Origin of the sequence: Luteibacter sp. dw_328, assembly GCF_018449605.1 — a bacterium.
Classification (GTDB): domain Bacteria; phylum Pseudomonadota; class Gammaproteobacteria; order Xanthomonadales; family Rhodanobacteraceae; genus Luteibacter.
Window position 1 is genome coordinate 119576 of the sequence record NZ_JAAVUW010000002.1, and the last position, 25048, is coordinate 144623.

General features: G+C 63.1%; 21 protein-coding genes. 11 read left to right on the top strand and 10 right to left on the bottom strand.

Features of this window, described 5'->3' with window-relative positions; genetic code table 11:
* Positions 1 to 98: 98 nt before the first annotated feature.
* Positions 99 to 1331: an HD domain-containing phosphohydrolase gene (locus HB634_RS05095; protein WP_213947812.1), complete on the top strand. Its 1233-nt coding sequence runs from the start codon at positions 99 to 101 to the stop codon at positions 1329 to 1331.
* The gene (locus HB634_RS05100; protein WP_213947813.1) at positions 1328 to 2581 is read left to right on the top strand and encodes a GGDEF domain-containing phosphodiesterase; all 1254 of its coding nucleotides are present in this window, start codon (positions 1328 to 1330) and stop codon (positions 2579 to 2581) included. Before HB634_RS05095 ends, HB634_RS05100 begins: the two co-directional genes overlap by 4 nt.
* A gap of 99 nt (positions 2582 to 2680) precedes the next feature.
* On the opposite strand, the gene coaE is transcribed toward HB634_RS05100, so the two are convergent.
* From coaE to pilB, 4 genes are all read right to left on the bottom strand, one after another.
* Positions 2681 to 3286 (bottom strand): dephospho-CoA kinase, encoded by a 606-nt coding sequence (gene coaE, locus HB634_RS05105; RefSeq protein ID WP_063573432.1) that lies wholly within the window; start codon positions 3284 to 3286, stop codon positions 2681 to 2683.
* Positions 3283 to 4152: an A24 family peptidase gene (locus tag HB634_RS05110; RefSeq protein ID WP_213947814.1), complete on the bottom strand. Its 870-nt coding sequence runs from the start codon at positions 4150 to 4152 to the stop codon at positions 3283 to 3285. The genes coaE and HB634_RS05110 overlap by 4 nt, the downstream gene beginning before the upstream one ends.
* Before the next feature lie 81 nt (positions 4153 to 4233).
* Positions 4234 to 5499: a type II secretion system F family protein gene (locus tag HB634_RS05115; protein ID WP_213947815.1), complete on the bottom strand. Its 1266-nt coding sequence runs from the start codon at positions 5497 to 5499 to the stop codon at positions 4234 to 4236.
* A gap of 144 nt (positions 5500 to 5643) precedes the next feature.
* Positions 5644 to 7371, bottom strand: coding sequence for a type IV-A pilus assembly ATPase PilB (gene pilB, locus HB634_RS05120; protein WP_063573305.1), 1728 nt, complete (start codon positions 7369 to 7371; stop codon positions 5644 to 5646).
* A 195-nt stretch (positions 7372 to 7566) separates the two neighbouring features.
* On the opposite strand from pilB, the gene HB634_RS05125 reads away from it, so the two are divergent.
* The 9 genes from HB634_RS05125 (at position 7567) to HB634_RS05165 (ending at position 17122) form a co-directional block, all read left to right on the top strand.
* Entirely contained in the window at positions 7567 to 8967 is a 1401-nt protein-coding gene (locus HB634_RS05125; RefSeq protein WP_213947816.1) for an MBOAT family O-acyltransferase, read from the top strand.
* Positions 8968 to 9055: 88 nt separating this feature from the next.
* Complete coding sequence (locus HB634_RS05130; protein WP_213947817.1) at positions 9056 to 10054, top strand: hypothetical protein; 999 nt, start codon at positions 9056 to 9058, stop codon at positions 10052 to 10054.
* 34 nt (positions 10055 to 10088) lie between these two features.
* Positions 10089 to 10946: a glycosyltransferase family 2 protein gene (locus HB634_RS05135; protein WP_063572200.1), complete on the top strand. Its 858-nt coding sequence runs from the start codon at positions 10089 to 10091 to the stop codon at positions 10944 to 10946.
* Entirely contained in the window at positions 10939 to 11961 is a 1023-nt protein-coding gene (locus HB634_RS05140; RefSeq protein WP_082879091.1) for a glycosyltransferase family 2 protein, read from the top strand. The genes HB634_RS05135 and HB634_RS05140 overlap by 8 nt, the downstream gene beginning before the upstream one ends.
* A 17-nt stretch (positions 11962 to 11978) precedes the next feature.
* Positions 11979 to 12749: a glucose-1-phosphate cytidylyltransferase gene (gene rfbF, locus HB634_RS05145; RefSeq protein ID WP_213947818.1), complete on the top strand. Its 771-nt coding sequence runs from the start codon at positions 11979 to 11981 to the stop codon at positions 12747 to 12749.
* On the top strand, positions 12746 to 13822 hold the full coding sequence (rfbG, locus tag HB634_RS05150) for a CDP-glucose 4,6-dehydratase (RefSeq protein ID WP_197478312.1): 1077 nt from the start codon (positions 12746 to 12748) through the stop codon (positions 13820 to 13822). Before rfbF ends, rfbG begins: the two co-directional genes overlap by 4 nt.
* Positions 13819 to 14382, top strand: coding sequence for a dTDP-4-dehydrorhamnose 3,5-epimerase family protein (locus tag HB634_RS05155; RefSeq protein ID WP_255548394.1), 564 nt, complete (start codon positions 13819 to 13821; stop codon positions 14380 to 14382). The genes rfbG and HB634_RS05155 overlap by 4 nt, the downstream gene beginning before the upstream one ends.
* On the top strand, positions 14379 to 15620 hold the full coding sequence (locus HB634_RS05160; protein ID WP_213947820.1) for a class I SAM-dependent methyltransferase: 1242 nt from the start codon (positions 14379 to 14381) through the stop codon (positions 15618 to 15620). Before HB634_RS05155 ends, HB634_RS05160 begins: the two co-directional genes overlap by 4 nt.
* A 5-nt stretch (positions 15621 to 15625) precedes the next feature.
* Positions 15626 to 17122: an oligosaccharide flippase family protein gene (locus HB634_RS05165; protein ID WP_213947821.1), complete on the top strand. Its 1497-nt coding sequence runs from the start codon at positions 15626 to 15628 to the stop codon at positions 17120 to 17122.
* Here HB634_RS05165 and HB634_RS05170 read toward each other — a convergent pair.
* Genes HB634_RS05170 through HB634_RS05195 form a run of 6 tightly spaced genes read right to left on the bottom strand, consistent with a single transcriptional unit; the run spans position 17095 to position 25024 of the window.
* Positions 17095 to 18141: a glycosyltransferase gene (locus HB634_RS05170; RefSeq protein ID WP_255548395.1), complete on the bottom strand. Its 1047-nt coding sequence runs from the start codon at positions 18139 to 18141 to the stop codon at positions 17095 to 17097. The genes HB634_RS05165 and HB634_RS05170 overlap by 28 nt on opposite strands.
* Positions 18117 to 19037, bottom strand: coding sequence for an NAD-dependent epimerase/dehydratase family protein (locus HB634_RS05175; RefSeq protein ID WP_213947822.1), 921 nt, complete (start codon positions 19035 to 19037; stop codon positions 18117 to 18119). The genes HB634_RS05170 and HB634_RS05175 overlap by 25 nt, the downstream gene beginning before the upstream one ends.
* Complete coding sequence (locus tag HB634_RS05180; RefSeq protein ID WP_255548396.1) at positions 19034 to 20131, bottom strand: glycosyltransferase family 4 protein; 1098 nt, start codon at positions 20129 to 20131, stop codon at positions 19034 to 19036. The genes HB634_RS05175 and HB634_RS05180 overlap by 4 nt, the downstream gene beginning before the upstream one ends.
* A 19-nt stretch (positions 20132 to 20150) precedes the next feature.
* Positions 20151 to 22127: a hypothetical protein gene (locus HB634_RS05185; protein ID WP_255548397.1), complete on the bottom strand. Its 1977-nt coding sequence runs from the start codon at positions 22125 to 22127 to the stop codon at positions 20151 to 20153.
* A 14-nt stretch (positions 22128 to 22141) separates the two neighbouring features.
* Positions 22142 to 22993 (bottom strand): NAD(P)-dependent oxidoreductase, encoded by an 852-nt coding sequence (locus HB634_RS05190; RefSeq protein WP_063572587.1) that lies wholly within the window; start codon positions 22991 to 22993, stop codon positions 22142 to 22144.
* Positions 22994 to 23032: 39 nt separating this feature from the next.
* Positions 23033 to 25024: a tetratricopeptide repeat protein gene (locus tag HB634_RS05195; RefSeq protein WP_213947824.1), complete on the bottom strand. Its 1992-nt coding sequence runs from the start codon at positions 25022 to 25024 to the stop codon at positions 23033 to 23035.
* Positions 25025 to 25048: the final 24 nt, after the last annotated feature.

Here is a 25048-nt window from a genome sequence, read left to right on the forward strand (position 1 = left end):
CGTCCCGGCCGATATAGGACCGACGACCGTGGGTTGGCTGGGCGGGCGCGGATTCGGCAAAATGGCGCGCTCTCGGTATCGATGGAGGCAGGGGAAACGTGGCGTACGACCTGGTAGAGAGACGCGTATTCGTGACCGATCTGGAGATCGGCATGTATGTCAGCCGTCTCGATTGTGATTGGTCGGACACGCCCTTTCCGTTGCAAGGGGTGCCGATCGCCTCTCGAGAGGACATCGAAGCGCTGCGGCGTTTCTGCAAGTACGTCTTCGTCGACCTGCACCGCCGCGTCACGCCAGCGCGCGTGTCGGCGGCCGCGCCCGTGCGCGCGGCGATGCCACGCCCGGCCCTGAATACCCGCTTGGTCACCCGGCACAGCTACTCCGATACCGCCTCCTTCGATGACGAGATGCCGCGCGCCCGCGAGGCGTTCGATACCGTGGCGAGCTTCGCCGAGCGCATCGTCGAGGATATTCAGGCCGGCCGTCCGCTGGATCCGAACGCCCTGGAAAACGCCGTGCGGCCCATGGTGGAGAGCGTGCTGCGCAGCGGCGACGCCTTCTTCTGGATGCAGAGCCTGCGCCAGCGCGACAGCTACACCTACCAGCACGCCGTCGGCTGCAGCACGCTCGCGGCAGCCTTCGGCCGGCACATGGGCTTCGCCGACGACGCTATCGTCAGCCTCGCCGCCGGCGGCCTGCTGATGGACGTGGGCAAGTCGCAGCTGCCCGAGGAGATGCTCGAGCGGGGTGGTCCGCTCAACGACGCCGAGTGGGAGCTCGCCCGCCAGCACGTAAACGAAGGCGTGGCGATCCTCGACCATTCGGGGGTCGTGGATGCGGAAGTCCGCGACATGGTCCTGACCCACCATGAGCGTTTCGATGGGAGCGGCTATCCCCAGGGCCTGGCCGGCACCGCCATTCCGCTGGCCGGGCGCATGGCGGCGATCATCGACACCTACCACGCGATGTCCACGCCGCGACCTTATCGCCCGGCGGTTTCGCAACACCTTGCGATCCGACAGATCTACTCCGGTCGTGACCGGGAATTCCAGGGCGAGCTGGTGGAGCAGTTCCAGGCCTGCCTGGGCGTGTACCCTACCGGCTCGCTGGTTGAGCTCAATACCGGCGAAGTGGCCATCGTCATGGTGCAGAACCAGGCGCGCCGACTTCAGCCGCGCGTGGCCCTGCTCACGCGCACCGACAAGACACACCTGGACGAGTTCGTGATCGTGGACCTCATGCGACAGACCGACGGCGTACGACGCGAGATCCTCCGCACACTGGCTGCCGGGAGTTTCGGCATCGACCCCAGGGAGTATTTCCTGTCATGACCAGTGAGCGGTCGCTCATCCTGCCGGCGATCCAGGCCATCCTCGATCGTGCCGCCAATGGCGAAGGCCTGAGCGGGGTACTGGTCATCCGCCTGCAGGGCATGCGCGAGGCGCAACTGCGCTTCGGCTTCGATTTCGGCAACGAGATCATGCTCGCCGCCCGCGAGCGCATCGTTGACGCCGTGCGTCACATCGACACGATTTTCGTCGCCGGTGACGACACCTTCGTCGCCGTCTTGCCGGCCATTCGCAATCGCACGCACGCCCTGCTTGCCGCCACGCGCATCGTCGGTGCCTTCGACAGCCCGCTGCTGCGTGGCGAGCGCCCCTGGCATGGGCGAGCGGTCATCGGCGTGACGCTCTATACCGAGCACGGCACCACGGCCGAATTGCTCTACCGGCGTGCCGAGCTCGCGCACGACGAGGCGCTTCGCGTCGGCGAGCCTTTCGCGGTTTATCAGCAAGACGTCACGCCGATCGAAATCCTCTACGGCGAACTGCGCGAGGACATCGAAGCCAACCGCTTGCACGTCGCCTTCCAGCCGCTGTGCGACCTGCGCACGGGCGAGGTGGTGCGCGTGGAATCGCTGGCGCGCTGGAACACACGCTCCGGCGTGGAAGTGGCCCCGGCCGACTTCGTTCCGTTTGCCGAGCGCAGCGACCTCATCGTGCAGCTCACTCGCTGGAGCCTCAACGCCTCGCTACGCCATACGGCGGCCCTGCATCGCGGTGGCTGCCCGCTCGATGTGGCGATCAATCTGTCGCCGCGCGTTTTCGTGGAGCAGGGCTTTGCCGAACAGATGCTCGGCGCCTTGGAAATCTGGGGCGTGCCGCCGGAATCCGCGATCATCGAGATCACCGAAACCGCGCTGCTCACCGACCTCGACATGAGCGTGCGCGTGCTGCGCCGCCTGCGCGACCACGGCGTGCGCGTAGCCATCGACGACTTCGGCACGGGCTACGCCTCGTTCGCTTACCTGCGTCACTTCCCGGCCACCGAGCTGAAGATCGACCGCAGCTTCGTCGACGCCATGATCGGCGACCGCCGCACCGAGCTGCTGGTCCAGGCCATGGTCGACGTCGCCCATCGCCTGGGTCTGGAAGCCGTGGCCGAAGGCGTGGAAAACGAAGAGACCCTGCGTCGTCTGGTCGAAATGGACTGCGACCTCGTGCAGGGCTATCACGTAGGCCGGCCCATGCTGGCCGACGAATTCGTCGCCGAGCGACTAGCCGCCGCCTCGACGGTGTAATCGACGCCCAGTTCGATGCACGGCTTCATGCTCGGTAGGAGCCGATTCATCGGCGATCCCAGGCCGCGACACCGTCAGGAATCGCCGATAAATCGGCTCCTACCGAGCGGATAGCTCGAGATAGCGCTGGTGCAACTCAGCCACCTTAGCCGCCAACTCCGCCTCACTTCCCTCATTGACGATCACATCGTCAGCCATCCCCAACCGTCGCTCGCGCGACGCCTGCGCCGCAATCATCTTCCGCGCCAGCGCCTCATCCACCCCGTCCCGCCGAGTCAGCCGCTCAATCTGCACCGCCTCCGGCACGTCGACCACCAGCACCCGGTCGACCCACTCATAGTTGGCGCGATTCTCGACCAGCAATGGAATCGAGAGGATGCAGTAAGCACCCTCATCGGCAGCCACAGCCTCGTGCAGCCACGTACGAATGCGCGGATGCAGAATCCCCTCCAGCGTCGTACGCGCCAGCAGGTTGTCGAACACGCGCTTGCGCATGGCCGGGCGATCCAGCCGGCCCTCACTGTCGAGCGCATCGGTACCGAACGCCCGGGCAATCTCCGCAAGCGCCTCCGAGCCCGGCTCGACCACCGCGCGCGCCGCGACATCCGCGTCGTACGCATGCACGCCCAGAGCCTCGAAGCAGCGCTCCACCGAGCTCTTGCCCGACGCAACCCCGCCTGTCAGTGCGACGACGAAGGCGCTCATCGCATCCCCGTCAGGTGCATGTAGCCTCCGAGCAGGGTGTCGCCAAACATCAGCCAGACCCAGCCGGCGGCGGCGATATACGGGCCGAAGGGAATCGGCACGTCACGCTGGTGCTTGCGGAACAGCATCAGCGCGCCGCCGACCAGGGCACCGATCAGCGAGGACAGCATGATGATCGGCAACAGGGCGATCGGCCCCAGCCATGCGCCCAGCGCAGCGAGCAGCTTGAAGTCGCCGTGGCCCATGCCTTCTTTGCCGGTGAGCAGCTTGAACAGCCAGTAGACGCTCCACAGGCTGAGGTAGCCGATCAGTGCACCGAGAATGGCGGAAGAGGGCGACACCGGAAGTACCTGCCAGCCGGGGATCAGGGCGAGAGCAAGGCCGATCCAGAGCAGGGGGTAGTTGAGCTCGTCCGGGAGGAACTGGGTGCGCGCATCGATGCCGGAGAGGGCGATGAGGAAATACGTCATCGCCAGACCCGCCAGGGCGCCCATGGTCGGCCCGAAACGCCACACCACCGCCGCGCTGGCGAGACCGGCAAGCAACTCCACCAGCGGGTACTGCGCCGAAATGGGCTCACGGCAGTAGCGGCAACGGCCGCGCAGCATCAGCCAGCCGAACAGGGGAATGTTGTCGCGCACGGCGAGGGCATGCTTGCACTTCGGGCAATGCGAGCCCTCGACCACGATGCCTGGCGGCCGCGGCTCCTCGGGCGCCTCAATCTCGAGCACCTCGCGCGCCTGCTTGCGCCAGTCCGCCTGCATGCGCTCGGGCACACGCAGGATCACCACGTTGAGGAAGCTGCCGAACAGCAGGCCGAACACGCCGGCGATGCCGATCCAGAGGGCAAGAGGTATATCGAGCATGGGCAATCCGTGATCCAAGAAAAAACCCTCCGCCTGTAAGGGCGAAGGGTTCCTATTGTGCATGGCGCGGGCGTGGAGAGGTCAGATCGTGCCGGCCAGCTTGAAGATCGGGAGGTAGAGGGCGATGACCATGCCGCCGACCAGGACGCCGAGGACCACCATCATGAGCGGTTCGAGCAGGCTGGCCAGTGTGTCCACCGCGGTTTCGACTTCTTCTTCGTAGAACTCGGCCACCTTGAAGAGCATGTGGTCGAGTGAGCCGGCCTCTTCGCCGATGGCGGTCATCTGCACCACCATGTTCGGGAATAGGTTGGTCTGGCGCATGGCCAGCTGCAGCTGGTGACCGACAGCGATGTCGTCGCGCATCTGTCTCACGGCATCACCGTAGACGATGCTACCGGTTGCGCCCGAGACGGCATCGAGTGCTTCCACCAGCGGTACGCCAGCATGGAAGGTGACGCCGAGCGTGCGGGCGAAGCGAGCGATGGCCGACTTGTTCAGGATGTCGCCGAGGACTGGGATCTTCAGCGACAAACGATCCAGGAAGTGCGCGAACTTCAGCGAGCGTTTCTTGAAGAAGATGACGGCGACAATCGAGCCTACAATGGACCCGATAACCACCCACCAGTACGACTGCATGAAGGCCGAGGCGCTGACGATAATCTGTGTAGGCGCCGGCAATTCAACCTTGGCTTCGGCGAAGGTTTGTTGGAATACGGGGACAACAAAGAGCAGCAGAATCATGGTCACCAGAAAGGCGACGACCATCACCATGATGGGATAAAACAGGGCTTTCTTAATCTTGGATTTGATGCTCTCCATGCGCTCCTTGTACGTCGCCACGGTGTCCAGCACGGTGTCGAGCACACCGGCCGACTCGCCGGCGTGCACCAGGTTGCGATAGAGTTCATCGAATTCAACGGGGTAAAGGCCTAACGCCTCGTGCAGCGAGGAACCGCCTTCGATGCTCTGGCGGATTTCCACCAGCATGTTCTTGAATCGCGCGTTCTTCTGGCCGTTCGCGATGATCTCGAAGGCCTGCACCATGGGCACGCCGGCTGCCATCATGGCGGCGATCTGTCGGCTGAACACGGCTACGTCACGCGGCTTGACCTTCTTGCCGGATGCGCCGAAGAGTGGCTTCGACTTCTCGCGGACCGTCTGAGGATTCATCCCCTGACGGCGGAGCTCCGCCTTGACCATCGCCGCGTTCTTGGCCGGCATCTCGCCCTTCATGCGCTTGCCGCGCTTGTCGAGGGCGGTCCAGTCGTACTGGACAAGCTTGCTAATTTCGGCACGTGCGGCACCTATGGCGCGCGCGTTTTTAGTGGCGGTGGCAGTGGCCATGACGCGGTGTTCCCCCGGATTGATGCTTCAGGGGACCGCCCCCTATCGGTCGGCCCCTGTTCTTATTCTAGTGTGAAGCTTTAGTCGTCGGCGAATCTGCCATCTGGCGCACATCTTGGGCGGGCCGGAGGGCTCAAATCGTTGTCAGTCCTTGGTGACGCGGTTGATCTCGGCCAGACTGGTCATGCCGTTCCGTACCTTGAGCAGAGCGGAGGCCCGCAGGTCGTTGATACCGTTCCGGCGCGCAACCTCGCCAATCTGCATGGCATTGCCACCCTCCAGGATGATTTTCTGGATGTCCTCGACCAAGGGCATGACCTGGTAAATACCCACGCGGCCCTTGTAGCCCTCGTTACAGCTGTCGCAGCCGACCGCCTCGTAAATCTTGAAGCCCGTATCGATTTCTTCCTGGGTATAACCCTCGGCCAGCAGGGCGGTCGCCGGCAGGACGATCTCACGTTTGCATTCATGCAGGCGACGGGCCAGACGCTGGGCGATGATCAGGGTGACCGACGAAATGATGTTGTAGGGTGCGATGCCCATGTTCATCAGGCGGGCGATGGTCTGCGGCGCGTCGTTGGTATGCAGGGTGGACAGGACCATGTGGCCCGTCTGCGCCGCCTTGACCGCGATCTCGGCGGTTTCGAGGTCGCGGATTTCGCCGACCATGATCACGTCAGGATCCTGGCGCAGGAACGATCGCAGGGCGGCGGCGAAGGTCATGCCGCGCTTGACGTTCTGCTGGACCTGGTTGATGCCCTCGACGCGGATTTCGACCGGGTCTTCCACCGTGGAGATGTTGCGCCCCTCGGTGTTGAGGATGTTGAGGGCCGTGTAGAGCGACACCGTCTTACCCGAACCGGTGGGGCCGGTGACCAGGACCATGCCGTAGGGTTTTTCGATGGCGTCGAGGTAGAGGTTCTTCTGGACCTCCTCGTAACCGAGCTTGTCGATGCCCAGCTTGGCCGAGGAGCCATCAAGGATACGCAGCACGATCTTCTCGCCGAACAGGGTCGGCAGGGTGCTGACGCGGAAGTCGATGGCGCGTGTCTTGGTCAGGTTGAGCTTGATGCGGCCATCCTGCGGCACGCGGCGCTCAGCGATGTCCAAGCCGCTCATGACCTTCAGTCGCGAGGCGAAGCGGTTGCCGAGCTTGATGGGCGCCGTGGCGACGATACGCAGGATACCGTCCATGCGCAGGCGCACGCGGTACACGGTCTCGAACGGTTCGAAGTGAATATCTGAGGCGCCACGCTTGATGGCGTCGACCAGGATCTTGTTGACGAACTTGACGACGGGGGCGTCGTCACCCGCATTCGCGTCGATGCCCGTGGTCGGCTCATCATCGCCGTCGCCGCCTTCAAGGGACAGTTCGTCGAGGGCGCCGTCCTCGTAACCCGCGACTTGCGAGCCCATGGAGGCGAGGGCGCTGTCGATGACGCGCTTGAGTTGGCCACGCTCGACCAGCACCGGCTCGACCATGTGGTTCGAGTGGAACTTGATCTCGTCCAGGGCATGCGATTGCATGGGGTCGGCGATGCCGACAAACAGCCGCTTGCCGCGCTTGAAGAGCGGCAGTGCCTGGTGCTTCGTGATCAGGGCTTCGGTCACAAGGTCCAGTGGCATGTTGACCACGACCATGTTCGCGATATCCATCAGCGGCATGCCGAACTCGGCCGACGCCACCTGCGACAGCCTGGGGCTGTCGACCAGGTTGTGATCCACGAGCCAGGCGGAAAGAGAAACGCGCTTCTCTGCCGAGTCCTGGACCGCCTTGCGCACGTCCGCCTCGGGCAGGACGCCCTCGGTCACCAGCCGACGTGCCATACCCGTCAGACCCGCCAGCATGGGCGACTGCATTTGTGAAGCCATTTTGGGTCCCGTTTCCCCGAGATACGCGCCTGAATCTACTCTAGATTGTGGGTTTGGTCACGCCGGAAGATGTGAGGCTGCCCGAGAAGGCGGCACCTTGCGTGAAATCCGGTACGATGCGCCGGCCCGGGCAGGTTTGCCGGGCACTTCGGGGGCCAGCCACTGGGCGGCACGTTTGTATTCGAGGACGCGTGCGTGCTCTTCAATTCTCTGACTTTCCTGGTGTTTTTTGCCACCGTCTTTCTGCTTTTCAAACTTCTTCGTAGCTGGGAAGCCCGCAAGTGGCTGCTTCTCGTGGCGAGCTACATGTTCTATACCGCATGGAACCCGCCCTACGTTCTCATCCTGATAGCCTCGACCTGTCTCGACTGGTGGCTGGCGCGTCTGATCTGGCGTGAAGATCGCCCCTCCCGCCGGCGCCTGCTGCTGATCGTCAGCCTTGTCGCGAACCTGTCGCTCCTTGCTTTCTTCAAGTACGGCGGCTTCGTGCTGTCCAATGCTGAGGTCCTCATGGCGGCGGCTGGTGTCGCATACCACCCGCCACTTTGGGATGTCGTGCTGCCCGTTGGCATTTCCTTCTATACGTTTGCATCGCTGTCCTACACGATCGATGTCTACCGGAAGGAAATCGCGGCGGACACGCCTTTGCGTGACTACGCGCTGTTCGTGGCGTTTTTCCCGCATTTGGTGGCAGGGCCGATCGTTCGGGCCCGCGCGCTGCTTCCGCAGATTGCCCGACCCACCGATTCCACGCGAGAACAGATTGGCTGGGGCCTCATGCTTGTCGCCATGGGACTCTTCTGCAAGAGCGTGCTTGCGGACACGTTGCTCGCACCTGTGGCGGATATCGTCTATGCGGCTCCGGGTGCCCACCCTGGCGCGGGTGCGCTGGCTGGCGTTTTCGCTTTTGCCGGGCAGATCTACTTCGATTTCGGTGGCTACTCGCTTTGCGCGATTGGCCTGGCGATGTGCTTCGGCTTTGCGTTTCCCGATAACTTTCGGTTTCCCTATGCCGCGCGCGGCTTTTCGGATTTTTGGCGCCGGTGGCATATTTCGCTTTCGACCTGGCTCAGGGATTACCTCTACATACCGCTGGGAGGCAATCGCGGTGGCGAATGGCGCACTTGCCGCAACCTCATGCTGACGATGCTCCTAGGCGGACTTTGGCATGGCGCGTCGTGGATGTTCGTCCTCTGGGGGGCTCTGCATGGCAGTTTTCTGGTTGCGGAACGCGTCCTGCGCCGCATGAAGCCTGGATGGTTCGACGACACCGGCGCCGCACCGGTGCTCACCGTCGTCACCTTCCTGCTCGTTTGCCTGGCATGGATTCCCTTCCGCGCGCCGGATATGGCTACCGGTGTAGCCGTGCTTACGTCTGTCTTTCGGCCCGGGTTGCCCTCGCTCGACGAAGCGATGGCTCTTCTCGTCATGGCGCTCGCGGTCGCATGGCAGTGGCGTATACGCGATCAATCGTTAGAAGAAGCTGCTGCCCGTTGGTCAGAGGGCATGCGGGGCATGGTCGCTGCGGCATGCCTGGTCGGCCTGTTCATGACTTCGGGGGGCGACAGTCGTGCGTTCATCTACTTCCAATTCTGACATCCATCTGCTTCGGCGGACGATTCCGGCAGGGCGCTGGCTCGTGCCCTTTTGCACGGGACTCGCGCTCCTTCTGCTAGTCGTCGGAATGCTGGAGGGGGCGCTCGCCGCGCGCGGCTTCAGGGCGACCGTGGTCGACTCGCCGGCGCTGTGGGCTCGGGAGCGCCAGCGCGCTAGCGAGGCCGGAAGCCATGCGCTCATATTGGTGGGTGCGTCGCGCGCGCAACTCGATATCGACCTGGGGGCCCTTGCCGATGCGACCGGAAAGCAGCCGGTGCAACTTGCCATCGATGGCAGCTCGTATGTATCCGTACTTGCGGATCTCGCAGCCGACGATCGGGTGTCCGGTACGGTCATCGTGGACTACCAGGGAGGGGTGCCCAATCCCGACTTTCAGGATGCATCGATGCGCTACGTCGAGTATTGGCGGCATCGCGAGCACGCGGACACCACGTACGATTTTCAACGCATGGAGGCCGCACTGGCAGCCTGGCGCCAAGCTGCCCTGCGTAGCTACGCCGACGGGGCGGGGCCTTTCGCAGCCTTGGTATCGCGGGTGCTCGCCCCGAGAGCGACGCCGCAATATCTCGTGACCTTGCCCGGCCGTTCGCGGGACGCTGACTATTCACGGGTACCCATGCCCGCCTTCTATTACCAGCGGGTCATGAGAAATGCTGGAATCGAGGGATTGCCCGCCCTGCCGGACTACGCCGCCGTGGATCGGGCGCTGGAGGACCGCATTCACGGTTTGCCCCAGGCGTCTACCGCGAAACTCGCCGAGAATGCTGGACTTCTCGCCCAGATGGTGCAGCGGATCGAGGGGCGTGGCGGAAAAGTCATCTTTGTCATGTTCCCCCGGTCAGGGCTAGTGCGCGCGGCAGACGACGTGATCTATCCGCGCGCGGTATTCTGGGACCGTATCGTGCCGCTGGCCGGAGGCAAAGGCCTCTACTACGCGGACGAGCCCTCGCTCCGGGATTTCACCTGTCCGGACGGCTCGCACCTCGACGTTCGCGACAAGCGCCGGTTCACACTGGCGTTGGCGAAGGCGCTGCAGGCGCGGGGCTGGGTAAGTAAAGGAACTTGAATCGTCTCGTGTGTGTCCTGATCGGGAGTCATCGTTGAAGCGTCTAAGTATTATCATCCCCGCGAAGAACGAGGGGGCCGCCCTGCGCGACCTGCTACCGCGGGTCCGCGCGTTGCATCCCGACGCCGAGATCCTCGTCATGGATGACGGCTCGACCGACGATACGCGCGAGGCTTGCGCAGGCGCAGGGGTGACCTGCGTGTCAGCGCCGTATTCGATGGGCAACGGTGCTGCGATCAAGCGCGGCGCGAGGGCAGCGACGGGGGACATCCTCGTTTTCATGGATGGCGATGGCCAGCACGACCCGCAGGATATCTCCAGGCTCGTCGGTCGCCTCGATCAGGGCTATGACATGGTCGTCGGGGCACGCGACTGGGACAGCCAGGCTGGCGTGGGCCGCGGCCTCGCCAACACGCTTTATAACTGGCTGGCCACCCGCATGACGGGGCACGTTGTCGCCGACCTGACGTCGGGCTTCCGTGTTGCCCGCGCCGAGCGATTCCGCGAGTTCATCCATCTGCTGCCTAACGGTTTTTCGTATCCGACCACGAGCACCATGGCGTTCTTTCGCAGCGCCTACGCCGTAGCTTATGAACCCATCAAGGCGGCCCAGCGCGTTGGCAAGAGTCACATCAAGCCTTTGAAGGATGGCATCCGTTTCCTGCTGATCATCTTCAAGATCGCGACACTCTATTCGCCGTTGAAACTGTTCGTGCCCGCCAGTTTCGTCTTCTTCGCGCTCGGCCTGGCGAACTATCTCTACACGTTCCTTACCGAGGGACGCCTGACCAATATGTCGACGCTGATGTGGAGCGCCTCGGTCATCGTGTTTCTCATTGGCCTGGTGTCCGAGCAGATCACCTCGTTGATGTACGTGAAGCAGCGTGACTGAGCGAGTCACCCATGCCACGCCTTCGCCGCGCGTGCAGGTCTTCATCCCGACCTACAATCGCGCGGACCGCCTGGAAAAGGCGGTAAAGAGCGTGCTCGGCCAGAGCTGGCCAGGGCTTGATGTGATCGTGCTGGACAACCATTCCAGCGATCACACGCCAGAGGTGATGCAGCGACTCATCGCGAGCGACGTGCGGGTAAAGCATGTCCGGCATGCGGAAAACATTGGCATGCTCGCCAACTTCAATGCGATTCCCGCGCTGGTCGAGGGCGACTACTTTTGCATGCTCACGGATGACGATACGTATGAGCCTGGATTCCTTGCCACGGCGCTGGGATGGTTTGAGACGTACCCTGACCTGGGTTTCGTCGCCTGCGACGCCCCCACCAAACGGTATGGGGTCGTCCAGGGTAGCCAGCTCGACTACTGGCCAGAGGGCAGATACGCGGCAGGGGCGGGAACATTGAAATGCCTCCTGGGGCATTATCCCATTATCACCAACTGCCTGTTCAGGGCCGGCATCCGCGATGAGTTCCACTTCCATCCCGAATTGGGGAACACGGGCGACGGCTTCATACTCACCGAGATGTGCGCGAACCATCCGGTGGGTATTTCCCGCTACGTGTCGGGCAGCTGGAACAACGATGGGGACAACGCGTCGTCGCTGCAGGGATTTGACGCGAAGCTCATCACGCGAATCGCGATCGCCGAATACGCGCTTTACAGACGCCTGTTCGCGGAGGGTCGCTTTACCAGGCGTTGCCTCGTTGTTGCATGGTTCAAGCGCGGCCTGAGTGTATTGGTCGCCGCCGATCGCGGCGGTTTCAAGGCGCTTCGCGCCGATACATCTATCGATCGAGCTTTTGGATCGATATTTCGTGCCGCGCTGTCAGCGGCCGCAGCGACCCATGTGATCCGGTTCTTCCCGTGGCTGCTTTCGCTGTGGCGCAAGCATTCGAAGTCGCGCGTTCGGCGCGCGGGCGACCGGGCTACGCGTCCATCGTCACATCAATAGCGGAGATTCGGACGTACATGAAAGCGGTCATTCTTGCAGGCGGCCTGGGGACGCGGATCTCGGAAGAGACCCACCTGCGGCCGAAACCCATGATCGAGATCGGCGGAAAGCCGATCCTCTGGCACATCATGAAGATGTACTCGGCACATGGAGTCAACGACTTCGTAATCTGCTGCGGGTACAAGGGCTACTTGATCAAAGAATACTTCGCCAACTACTTCCTGCACTCGTCTGACGTGACGTTCGACATAGCAAGAAATACGATGGAAGTGCATGAGCGCCATGCGGAGCCCTGGCGCGTCACTCTCGTCGACACCGGCGACTCGACCATGACGGGTGGACGCCTTAAGCGCGTTGCTCCCTATCTCGAGGGTGAAGATGCTTTCTGTTTCACCTACGGTGACGGTGTATCTGATCTCGATATCGGGGCTTCCATCGCCTTCCATCGCGAGCAGGGCAAGCTAGCTACGATAACGGCGGTACGCCCGCCCGGACGTTACGGTGCGCTCCGTCTGGATGCCCATCGGGTCGAAGGCTTCATCGAGAAGCCAGACGGCGACGGCAGCTGGATCAACGGAGGGTTTTTCGTACTGTCACCCAAGTGCGTGGATCTGATCGCCGATGACACCACAACCTGGGAAGCGGCGCCGCTATCCACGCTGGCGAAAACAGGCGAACTGGTCGCCTACGAGCACGTCGGGTTCTGGCAGGCGATGGACACCTTGCGCGAGCGCACTTTGCTCGAGCAACTCTGGTCGTCGGGGCAGGCGCCGTGGAAAGTGTGGTGAGCCCGCTGCACCGAAGCGACTGGGAAGGGCGGTCAGTCTTCCTCACCGGGCATACGGGGTTCAAAGGCAGCTGGCTGGTGCTCATGCTGGAGGGGCTCGGTGCCCGTGTGCACGGCTATGCGCTCGATCCCGATGCGGGGACGTCGATGTTCGGCGTCGCAGGCATCGAGGCGTTGATGGCGTCGGACACCCGTGCCGATCTGGCCGATCGCGACCGCGTCGCCGCGGCCATGAAGGCCGCGGTGCCCGACCTGGTATTGCACCTGGCGGCCCAGCCCTTGGTCCGGGAAAGCTACAAACAGCCGGTCGGCACCTTCGCGACGAACGTTATGGGCACGGCACACGTGCTGGAGTCGGTTCGGTCGATATCCTCGGTGAGAGCCGTCGTCGTTGTCACCACCGACAAGGTCTATGAAAACGATGGCCGCGGCACGCCGTTCGCGGAAGGCGACCGGCTCGGCGGCGACGATCCCTACAGCGCCAGTAAGGCTGCGGCGGAGATCGTGACTGCGAGCTATCGTCACAGCTTTTTCCGTGATCCTGGGGCCGCTCGCGTTGCCACGGCGCGCGCGGGCAACGTCATCGGAGGGGGGGACTGGGCGCCGGCCAGACTCGTACCGGACTGCATGCGTGCATTTGCCGAGGGGGCTCCCGTCCACCTGCGTTACCCGATGGCCACCAGGCCCTGGCAGCACGTGCTGGAACCGCTTACAGGTTACCTGATGCTCGCACAGGCACTGATCGCTGGCGAGGGAGTCGCGCATGCCTGGAACTTCGGGCCCCCCGAGAGCGACCAGGCGGCGGTCGGTGACGTGGCAGAACGGGTGGCGCGGCTGTGGGGCGCCGATGCGAAGGTACTCGTTGACAATGTGACCGCACATCCCCACGAGGCCGGGCTTCTCGCGCTCGACAGCACGCGCGCGGTGCGCGAACTGGCATGGCGGCCACGATGGCCTCTCCAGCGCGCGCTCGGCGAAACGGTCTCCTGGCAGAAGCACTGGCTGGCCGGCGGAGACATGCAAACATTCAGCCGCGAACAGATCGCGGCCTATCTGGAATCGACAGCGTCATGAGCGACCGTTTCATCCACGTCCACGAACCGCTCCCAGGCCTGCACGTCTTCGAGAGGGTGCGAATGGGCGACGCCCGGGGCTTCCTCGAGCGTATCTACGACGCGGACGGCGAAGGAGACCTCCTGCCGTTCGCCCGGGTGGCTCAGGTCAACCGTACGCTGACTGCACAGGCGGGTACGGTCCGTGGCATGCATTTCCAGCGACCGCCGTTCGCTGAGGTAAAGCTCGTGCATTGCACTCACGGCAGCGTGTTTGATGTCGCGGTGGATCTTCGCGAAGGTTCGCCGACTTTCCTGCACTGGCATGCCGAGGTACTCAGTGAACGGAACTGGCGCGCGATGCGTATCCCGGAAGGTTTCGCGCATGGCTTCCAGAGCCTTGAGGCGAACAGCGAACTGATCTACGTGCACAGCCAGTCTTATCGCGCGGGGGCAGAGGATGGCGTGGGGCCATTGGACCCGTGGCTCGCCATCGATTGGCCGCTTGAGATCGCGTTGATTTCGGAGCGTGACACGAATCACCGTCTTCTCGATGCAGATTTCCAGGGGGTGGCTGTATGAAATGCAGGCATTGCGGGCAAGCACTCACCGAGCAGCTGATCGATCTGGGTAGCGCTCCTCCGTCCAACGCATACCTCACCCGTCAGGGCCTGGCTGCACCCGAGAAGTGGTACCCGCTGAACGTGCTCGTCTGCACGCACTGCTGGCTCGTGCAGACCGAGGACTTTGCCCAGGCAGACGAATTGTTTGATGCGGAGTACGCCTATTTCAGCGGCTTCTCGACAAGCTGGCTCGCACACTGCGAAACCTATGCCGCGGCCATGGTCGAGCGCTTCGGGTTGGGTGGCGAATCCCTCGTCGTGGAAGTCGCAGCGAACGATGGGTCCTTGTTAGGTTGCTTTCACGATCGCGGCATTCCCAGCCTCGGCGTCGAGCCGACGGCGAGCACCGCAGCGAGTGCGCGCGCTCGTGGGTTGGACATCGTCGAGGCATTCTTCGGCGTCGGCCTCGCTCGCGACCTCGTGCAACGTGGACATCGTGCCGCGCTCACCGCGGCGAACAACGTGCTGGCCCATGTCCCCGACATCAACGACTTCGTCGGTGGATTCGCTGTGCTGCTTGCGGACGATGGCGTCGCGACGTTCGAGTTCCCGCACCTGCTCAACCTCGTACGCGAGCGGCAGTTCGATACCATCTATCACGAGCACTATTCTTATCTTTCATTGCTGGCCGTTGCTCGCATTTTTGCCGCCAACGGCCTGGCAGTCTTCGATGTGGAGACGCTCCCTACTCATGGCGGCAGCCTGCGGGTTTACGCGCAGCGCGCCGACAGTGGCGTCCGTCCGGAAGGACCAGGTGTGGCGCTCACTCTGAACAAGGAGCGCGAGGCCGGTATGGACCAGGTTGGTTTCTACCAGCGCTTCCAGCGGCAGGCAGAAACGGTCAAGGACGATTTTCTTGCCTTTCTGATCGAAGCTCGCCGCGAAGGTAAGCGCGTCGCTGCCTATGGCGCGGCAGCCAAGGGCAATACGCTACTGAACTTCGCCGGTGTCCGTCCGGATCTGATCGCCTTCGTGGTCGATCGCAATCCGAGCAAGCAGGATAAGTACATGCCGGGCAGTCGCATTCCCATCCGTGGTGAGGATGCATTGCGCGAAGAACAGCCGGATTACATCGTACTGTTGCCCTGGAACCTGCGTAGCGAACTCGTTCAGCAGCTCGACTACGTCCATGAATGGGGCGGGCGCTTCGTTACCGCCATTCCCACACTTACGGTGTTCGACGCCCGAGGCGGGTAGCATCCATGGGGCTGCGCCGGAACATCGTTGCGAATTACGTCGGCGCTGGCTGGAACGCGCTGATGAATGTCGCCTTCGTTTCGGCGTACATCCACCATCTCGGTCCCGCGGGCTACGGCCTGATCGGTGTTTTCACGTTGTTGCTCGGCCTTATGGCGTTGCTCGACCTGGGCATGGCGCCGACTGTCAGTCGCGAGCTTGCCAGGTTGGGGGCATTGGAGCCGAAGGGCGCCGCGGCGCGTATGTTGCTGCGCGGGGCCGAGCTGGTCGCGACGGTCCTGGGCATTGTCGTGGCGATCGTCATCGTCGTGGCAAGTCCGTGGCTCGCATCGCACTGGCTCGACACCCGCGGTCTGCGGCAAGACGATGTCACGTTCGCGCTCCGTGTCATGGGGCTGCTTGTCGGGCTGCGGATTCTCGAGAACGTCTACCGCAGTGCGCTCATCGGTCTTCAGCGTCAGGTCGTCCTCAATGCGATCCTTGCGGTATCGGGCACCCTGCGTAATGGTGGCGCCTTCGTCGTCGTCGCCTGGATCGCACCGGATGTTCGCGCGTTTTTCCTGTGGCAACTGGCTACGGGGGCCGCCACGGTCGTCGCGTTCGGCGTGGCGGTCTATCTCGGGCTGAGCGAGAACGTGCGTCCTCAGCGATTCTCCTTTGCGCCCCTGCGGGCAACCTGGCGGTTTGCCGCTGGCACGATGGTCGTGGCCAGCCTCTCGATCGTGTTGGGCAACCTCGACAAGATCCTGCTCACGCGTCTCTTGCCTCTCGATGCGTTCGGGTATTACGCACTGGCCGTGGTGGTTGCACAGGCGCCCTTGGGGTTGATCACGCCCGTCGCACAAGCGTTCTACCCTCGCTTCATCCAGCTTCATGCGTCCCATGACGAGCGCCTGGCTGTGCTCTATCACACAGCGAGCCAGGGGGTCTCGGTCCTGATCGGAACGGCAACCGCCTTTCTTGTCCTGCTCGGGCGGCCTGTATTGCAACTGTGGTTGCACGACCCTGTGACCGTGGATCGTGTGGTCGGCCTCGTGGCCGTGCTGGCTACAGGAAGCATGCTCAACGGCATCATGACTTTGCCGTATTTTCTGCAGTTGGCAGCGGGCTGGACCCGGCTCACCATCCGCGTCAACCTCGTCGCGGTATGCCTGGTGGTTCCCGCGCTGGCGTTGCTGGTTCCTGTGTACGGGGGCATGGCGGCAGCGTGGATCTGGCTTTGTCTCAATGCGGGATATGTGCTGGTCGCAGTTCCCCTGATGCACCGTCGCCTGTTGCGCGGTGAACTTGGCCACTGGTACCTCAACGATGTCTTGCCACCGGTGTTGGCGGCCACGGTCGTCGGTGCAGGCTGGCGCTGGATGTCCCTGCCGGTCCCGGCGGGCGTCGGCGGCTGGGCAATGCTGACGTTCGAAGGCTGCGTCATGCTGGCGGCTGCCAGTATCGCGAGCCCGGCGGTGAGGCAGCGGTTAGGTCAGTGGCGCACGCGCGGCACGCCGTAGCGCAGCAGCATCGACAGCTTTCGCGGCAACGGAGCAAACGTTGACAGGTAGCGGCCGAGGCCGACTTTCTTCAGGCTCATGTTGCGAGCGCGATGCGACATCAAGGGGCGCCACTCCGCGCGTAACTGTCGAGGGACATTGAGATAGATCTCGTCGAAGATCCGCCAGTCACGGCGAAGCAGGGCGAGCAGCACACCTTCGGTCATGAGTAGTGCGAGGTGCAGGGCCAGCAGGGGCCAGACCATGATTCCGGGCGTGCACGTGATCATGGCGAACGTTTTGTTTCGTTCGCTGAGTCGGCGCCGCTTGAGCGTCGTGATGAGCGCGTTGCCTGTTACGCGATTGCCGCCGAAGGTCTTGCCCTGCCAGTGCCGGTAGCCGCTCTGCGCGAGGGCGATGACATGGCCGCCGTGCAGGCGTGCAAGGCAACACAGGTACAGATCTTCACCGATGGATTCCATCCACTCCGGAAATCCCCCGAGTTCGTGCCACGTATCGTGCGCGATCCAGAGGCAGGCGCCGATCGTCATGGCGACGTCCCGTGTTCCCTCGCGCACGTTGGGTATCGGGTTGTAGAACGGGTCGAGCGCGCACCCCCGGTCGATGAGCGTGCCATCCTGCCAGTCGTACTGCGGGAGTGTCAGGACGCTGCCCTTGCCATGGATGGTCGATGCTTCAAGCAATACCTCGATGGCATCGGGCAGCAGGGCGGCGTCGTTGTTCAGCAGCAAAAGGAAGGGAGCATTTGCAACCTCCGCCATGCGGTTGTTGCCGATGCAAAAGCCCACGTTGGACTCACTCGCGAGCACAGCTACCTGGGGATAGCGTTCGCGCAGGAAGGCGACGGAGTCATCGGTCGATGCATCGTCATGCACGACGATCTCAATGCCGCCGCCAAATGTCTGTGAGAGCAACGAGTCGATGCAATCGCCGAGCAGGTCGCGGCCGTTGTAGTTGGCGATGCAGACCGTGCAGGCTGGATCGGCCGGACCATCTATGGCTCGGTGGAGCGATACCATCGCCAGGCCCCCTCGATACCTTCGCGCAGGCTTTTCCGCGCCGACCATCCGAAGCGCGCCTGCGCCTTACTCACGTCGACCGCGACATGGATGGCATCCACGGCGCGAGGTTCGTGGTAGACCCTCGACAGTGGGAGCCCGGCCACGTCTTCCATGATCGCGAATAGCTCGTTGAGACTGGTGCTGCATCCACTGGCCGCGTTGAAGACGTCCATGCCAGGCACGGAGGACGCCTTGGTGGCTGCGACGCACAGCTCGACAAGGTCGTCGACATGGATGTAGTCGCGGGTCTGCGATCCATCGCCCCAGACGTCCATGGCGTGCGCGTGTCGCATATGCCAGAACACGTTTGGAATGACGCCGAAACCACGACTCGTCACCTGCCCTGGCCCGTAGACATTCGACGGGCGTAGCACCCTCGCGGATCCACCGAATTGTGCACACCATGCACCCACGAAGGCTTCCGCCGCGGTCTTGCTAGCACCGTGGTAAGAACGCGGACCGGTGACGTCGGTTTCGGTCGATGCCTTGCCCGCCGGGACATACAGCGACCCCGCCGACGAGAAGTAAATGAGCTGCGTTTGTGGTTGCGACTGCATCGCTTCCAGCAAGGTGAGCAAGTGCATCAGGCTAACAGCCTCTGCAACGGGCCTCCCGGCGGACCCTGCCGGCGTGGATACACTGGCAAGGTAGATCACGGTGTCGACGGACTCCAGCAGCGAACGCCAGGCATCCACGGACGGTGTCTCTTCGGCGCTCCAGTGGATGGATGGGTGGGACACGCCGAGAGCTCGCCGGGTGATGGCGGTGACCTGACTTCCGTCTTCCGCGAGCCGCTGTACAAGATGCCGGCCGATAAAGCCGCCTGCGCCGACGACGAGGATCGACTGATTCATGACGATGTCCCGAGTAGTGACTCATACACGGAGGCGTAGCGGGAGCCTGCATCGTTCCAGTTGCCGAAGCGCTGCTTAGCCCAGTCGCGGGCACGACCCGACATGGAGGCCTGCGTCGCTGTCGCTTCAAGCCGTTCGACGGCCTCAGCATAGCCCTCGCGGTTGTCGCACAGCATGCCGGTCACACCATGTTCGACGATGCTCGCGTGTGCGGGCATGTCCGAAGCGACGATCGGCAAGCCCGAGGCCATGGCCTCCAGCATCGTCTGGGGCCGACCTTCGGCGTGGGTGCTCAGCGTGATCAGGCCCTGGGCTTGCGGGAACCACGTCGAGGCGAGTGCATCGGGGGTGGCTGCGCCGTGGTAGTGCACCCAGTCGGGTACCACGATCTGTTCTTGCATGGGGCCGAAAAGATGAAGTTCGCGCGCCTTGCCACGAAATACTGGCTCGGACCAGTCGAACAATGGCCCGAGCTTATTCGCGGTGAGGCGGGTGACCGCCATCCAGCGGGCTGGAACGGCCGGTGCGCGTTCGATCGCGTACCAGCGGTCGTCGATACCGAACGACACAGGTACGACTCGCGCGAGGTCGCCAAAGGCACGTTCGAGGACAGGCACCATCCATTCGGCGTTCGGGCAGAGCGCGACCTGACGCCCTCGCATGATCCGCCGGAGCAGGGTGCGCATCAGCGGAAGCCTCAGCAGGTTCAGGTCGTTGCCGAGCACTGAAATGACGACCGGCTTACCGTCAGCCGGCAACGGAAGCGCCGACTGAAGCCAGTTGACGTGATACAGATTAGTCGCCGGCTCGCGCCGGTAGCAGCGGTACAACATGTGCAGCAGCTTCAGTGGCGTGGATGGCGCACGCCAGCCTTGTTGTCGCATGAGGTGTGATATGCCGCCGGCTTTCATCAGTTCATGCAGCCATGCCTTTTCGTCGGGCGTGGCAGCATAGGTAACATGCGGTGGCAGTTCGCCCGGTGGCGCCCACAGACGCAACGAAACGTTTTCGCGGCGACCGATCGCGCCCGCCAGGTGGCGAATGAAGACGCCTCGCCAGTCCCCGCCGTCTGCAGGATACGAGGTGCTTGTCATGAACACGTTCATGGGCTGATCACCGGGTGGAAGCGGGCGATGAGGCCGCGCTTGCGGCGCGCGCCGCCTCGATCTGTTTTTGCAGGGGTGCGATCGTCGCATCCAGGCGGCCACCGACGTTGAGCGACCGAAGGCGCGCCATCTGGTCGTCCGCTACCTTGCGATCGCCCATCGCCAGGGCGAACCTGAGCGTCGTGACGTGGTAAGCAGGTTCGGCGGGTTCTTTCTCAGTGGCGAGCCTGATCATTGCGTAGCCGAGCGTGTGGTCGTCGAGGCCACTCCATGCGAAGTCGGCGTACGCCGCCAGCAGTCGAGAATGCGGCGCGGGGTGGGACAGCGCCGCCTGGTACACGTCGAGTAGTTTATTGAATGGCAAATCGCAACCTTGCTGAAGTGCGCAGGTTGCCAGCGACATGATGGCGCTCTCGTCCTCGATGCTTACCGGGCCAGTCCGCAGCTTGGCTTCCATGCTCGCCCACCACGCGTCCTTGATGGGCTGATGCAGTTTCGCCGCGAAGAAGATCAGGGCCTGCTCCGCCAGCGTGGACGATCGGGGCAGCGCCGCGGCTTTCTCCAGGGCAGCGTACGCCGGCTGCACGAACGGGGACGTTGGCCGGTAGCCGGACGCGATGACATAGGTGCGACCGAGCTCGTATTGCGCACGCGGCGAGTCCGGTGCTCGAATGGCGAGTTCCTGAGCGAGCGACAAGGGATTGGCCCAGCGCGTCGCCGTAAAAGCCGTCATGCCGAGATAGTAAGCGCCGAGGACGGCGAGCCCCAGGATGGTCGCCCGGCGCCTGGGCGACTGAATGCCGGTCGCGTCGTCGGCGCGTGCGAGGGTAACGAGTGCCAGCGCCAGTCCAAGACTCGAGAAATAATTACGGTGTTCGTAAATCAGTTCGAGCGGAATGATGGTGGCCGTCAAGGTATGACAAGCAAAGAACAAGGCGATGCCGAGCGCCACGAGCGGCTTCCGCTTTCGAAGCAGCCACGCAGTCATTGCCAGCGCGGCGAGCGCGAGCGCGGAGACCAGCGTGGTCCACGGCTGCAACCACCCCGTGGAGACGATGAAATCGTCGTGATAGAAGGAGAGGTTTGGCGGCGTCGGAAGCAGCGTCCACGCAATGTAGTCGACGACAATGCGGCATTCGCTGAGGAGTCGCTCCGGCATGGTGAAGCTGCGCGGTGCCCATGTCGCATGGGTAAACAGCGACGGAACGACCATGATCGAGCCGGCGATGAAGGGCAGCACCAGCACAAGCAAGAAGAAGGTGATGACGGAGCGACTGGTGCGCACCGAACCGTCCTGGCGAGCATGACCTTGCCCTCGGAAGACAATCACTTCGATGATCGCGGCGTACAACGGCGTGAGGATGGCTGTCTCTTTGCAGAGAAGGCCAAACGCCGATCCCAGTACGATGCTGGTCGCCGCAACGGCGATGCTGCGCCCTCGCAGCAGCATGTCGCGTCGACCGGCGACGTAACCGAGCAATGCCAGAAGGACGAAGAGGTTGGCGAGACTCTCCATGCGCTGGACCACGTAGAGCACGGCCGTGACATTGATCGGCATCACGAGCCACAGGGCTGCCGCCATGGCGGCTAGCGCTTCGTCCCGGCGACGGGGCTCTCTCGTCGCTCCGGCGGACAACAGGCGTAGCAATGCGAAGGCCGCTATCCCGTTCAGCAGGTGGATGACGATGTTCGTCGCCTTCATGGCCGCCGGATCCGCGCCGCTGATAAGGTAGTTCATCGCGAAACTGAGCGAGGCGAGGGGACGCTTGAATTCGCTCGACGGTGACGACAATGCGGCGTTTAGAAGCGCAGGAACCGACCAGGTTGTTACATGAACCCCCTCGTTGTCGACGATGTTGGGAAAGTCGTCGAAGAGGAAGCTTCCCGATATGCCCGGCGCATATGCCGCCGCAGTCCCGAGTAATGCGGCCAGCAGCCAGAACCATGGGCGTGACCTGAGGCCAGCTACGAAGCGGAATGTCATGAGCAACCTTGAGACTACGACAGGGAGGGCTCGCCCCAGAATGCGAGCGGCTCATAGTCGGGATAAGGGTAGTGGCCGAGATTCATCGTGATCGATGCATGGCGCGCCGCGATATGTTGCTCAACCAGCCGCCGGATCGAAACAGGTTGGCCGCTACAGATATTGAACACGCCATCGTCCCTGGTGTGGACGATGGTTTGAAGTTGCCGGGCGACATCTTCAACGGCAAGGTAGTCGCGCAGCTGCTCGCCGCCGCTCATGTTGAACGTCGCGTCGCCGCGGTCGATAGCCGCGTCCAGCTGCGCCAGAATCGAGCGGGTGTCCTGTCCCTTGCCGTGCATGTAGAACAGGCGTGCCCACTGCAGGGTGAAAGGCAGCTCGTCGCGAAGAAAGCCAAGCTGACGTCGCAGCATATCCTTGGCCATGCCATACGGATTGGAGGGGCGCGGCTCAGTCGTGGCGGCAAGCCGGCCGCTCTGCATGCCGTATTCGAAACAGGTTCCCGCCACAAGGACCTGGTTCACGCCAAGCCCAACCATCTGCTTGATGAAAGCGTAGCTCCATGGAAGGTTCTCCTCCAGGTGGAACAGCGATCGGTAGTTGGGCAAACCGGGCCACGCCAGATGGATCAAGAGGGCGCCAGGGCGAGGCCGAAAATCGCCTGCGCCTTGTCTCAGTTCCATCGGCACGAACCGGACGCCGTCGAATCCGTCGAGGTCGCGCGCCTTGTCCTTGTCGCGACCCATGGCGATGACGTCACAGCCGTTCGCGACGAGAAGCGGCACCAGATGGCGACCAACGAAGCCCGTGGCGCCGCTGACGATGACTTGTCGGGAATCGGCAGTTTCGAGGGGAATGTCGTTCATGCGCGCCACTTTAACCGGCAATTCGCGGCGACAACAGCGCTACTCATGCGGGGTGGTCAACTGTGGCACGGAACCCTTCTCATCCTGCTTCCGTGCCTGTTCCGTCAAAGCACCTCGAAGGTGTTCGATCTCATTGGGCCAATACCGTTCTTGTCGCAGGATTAGTGCGTGGATCCATGCCATGCCGTCCATGGGTGAAGCGGCCGGCTTGGCAGGAAGCGTTTCGAACAGCGCGAGATGCCGTAATCCCCGGTCTGGGTACCCGGCGCTACCCAGGAGGGCCGCTTCATTCAAGGCGACTTTGGCGGTCGGCTCCTCGGCGAGCGCTTGTGCAAACAACGTCTGCGCCTGGGCGGGCTCGCCTGCGCGTAGCGCCATGCTGCCACGCAGGTGCGCAATGTCCTGCCGGCGGCCGGGCAAGGCTGCGACGCGAGGGTTGCTCGCCGTGGCATCGACAAGGTCGCGCAGGGCAACCTCGTTCAGTCCCGGGCACGGTGAACTGGAAAGGCTGTCGATGCGCCATTGGAACCACCCGGTAAGAAGGCCCCCCGGATCGCGCGGTGCTATCGCGAAGGCACGAGCGGCGTAGCGCAGATCAGGCGTGGCGACGCCACCCGTCGCGCAATGGATGTCGATAAGGTTGATAGCGACCTGCGGCTCAGCCGCGAACTGAATGCTGGCTTTGTCAATCCGCTTTCGAGCGGCTCGTAAGAGTCCGCGCGAGTATTCGGTGCGGGCTGCATTGGCCTGGGCGCGAGGCGATTCGGGCTGCAGATCCGCCCATACGGTCGCTTGCGACAGTTGGTCTCCCCAAAGTGCGGCCTGCGACCGGGTCAGGAGAAAGAGGCCGGCCAGGAGGATTAAGGGTAGACCGCGTCGTAGCCACGCATAGCGCGACGAGACGATAGCCACGGACAAGGGCCAGAACATCAGCGCAGCGGGAAGATAGTTTCGGTGTTCGAAATAGAGTTCCAGCGGGACCGATGTCGATTCCAGTACATGGCCGGCGAGGAAGAAGAGGGCCGCGACTGCAACCGAGGGATAGCGACGACGAACGGCGATTGCTGTCCCGAAGAGAACAATCCATGCCAGTGGAGGCAGCCAGGCATACCAGGGATCGATGAGGGAGTTTGCCGGAGCGAGCTGGTCGTGGAAGAACGCACCGCCAGCCGGCCGCAGTAACCACAGCCTCGCGAGGTAGTCGAAGAGGATGGCAGGCTCAGAAATCAGGCGCTGACCGATGGTCCAACCGCGGGCGGGTAGTGGTGGCGCGCCGATGTTGGATACCGCCAACCACGCAAGCACGGTCAATAGCAACGCGCTCGGCAGCACGAGAGCCAGGCGCACATGTCGGGCGTAGCGTTCGGCGGTCCGCTGCTCAAGCGGCGGCAGCGTCACTTCGATCGCCAGGATGAGCAAAGGGATAACGACGCCGTTTGCCTTGCACAGGATGGCGAGCACGGTGGCGCCGCCTGCGCCCAGATAGAGCCATGCTGCGGCGCGTGGAGACTCTCGGGCGAACGCATCACGCGCTACGAGCCAGGCGATCAGCGCGAGGAAGGCGAAGGTACTCGCGAGCATCGCTTCGCGTTGAACGACGTACAACACCGTCGACACGAGAAATGGATGCAGGGCCCACAAGGCCGCTGCGAACCAGGCGGCCGCACGCGAGCGGGAGCCAGGTAGTCCGTAGCGTTTCCCGAGGAGTGTGAGGAGGCAGCCCAGCAATAACGCGTTGGCGAGGTGGATCGCGAGATTGGTGAGCTTGAAAGGAAGGGGGGCAGCGGGCCAGTCGCGCGCGTTCAGGGCAAAACTGACCAGGGCTAGCGGACGTCCCGTGGGGTCGGCCGTCCCCGAGGTGACGTAGCGAATAAAGCTGCCTATGTCGCTGATCGGCCCACTCGCACCCAACGCGGGAAGACTGGCCCAATCGTCGAACAGGAAGGGGCCATTGAGGCCCGGCAGGTAAGCGAGCACCGTCGCGACGATGATCGCAGCCACCAGGAAAAGTGTGGCTCGGACTCCGGACATTAGGGCGCGACCATGAAAAAGGGG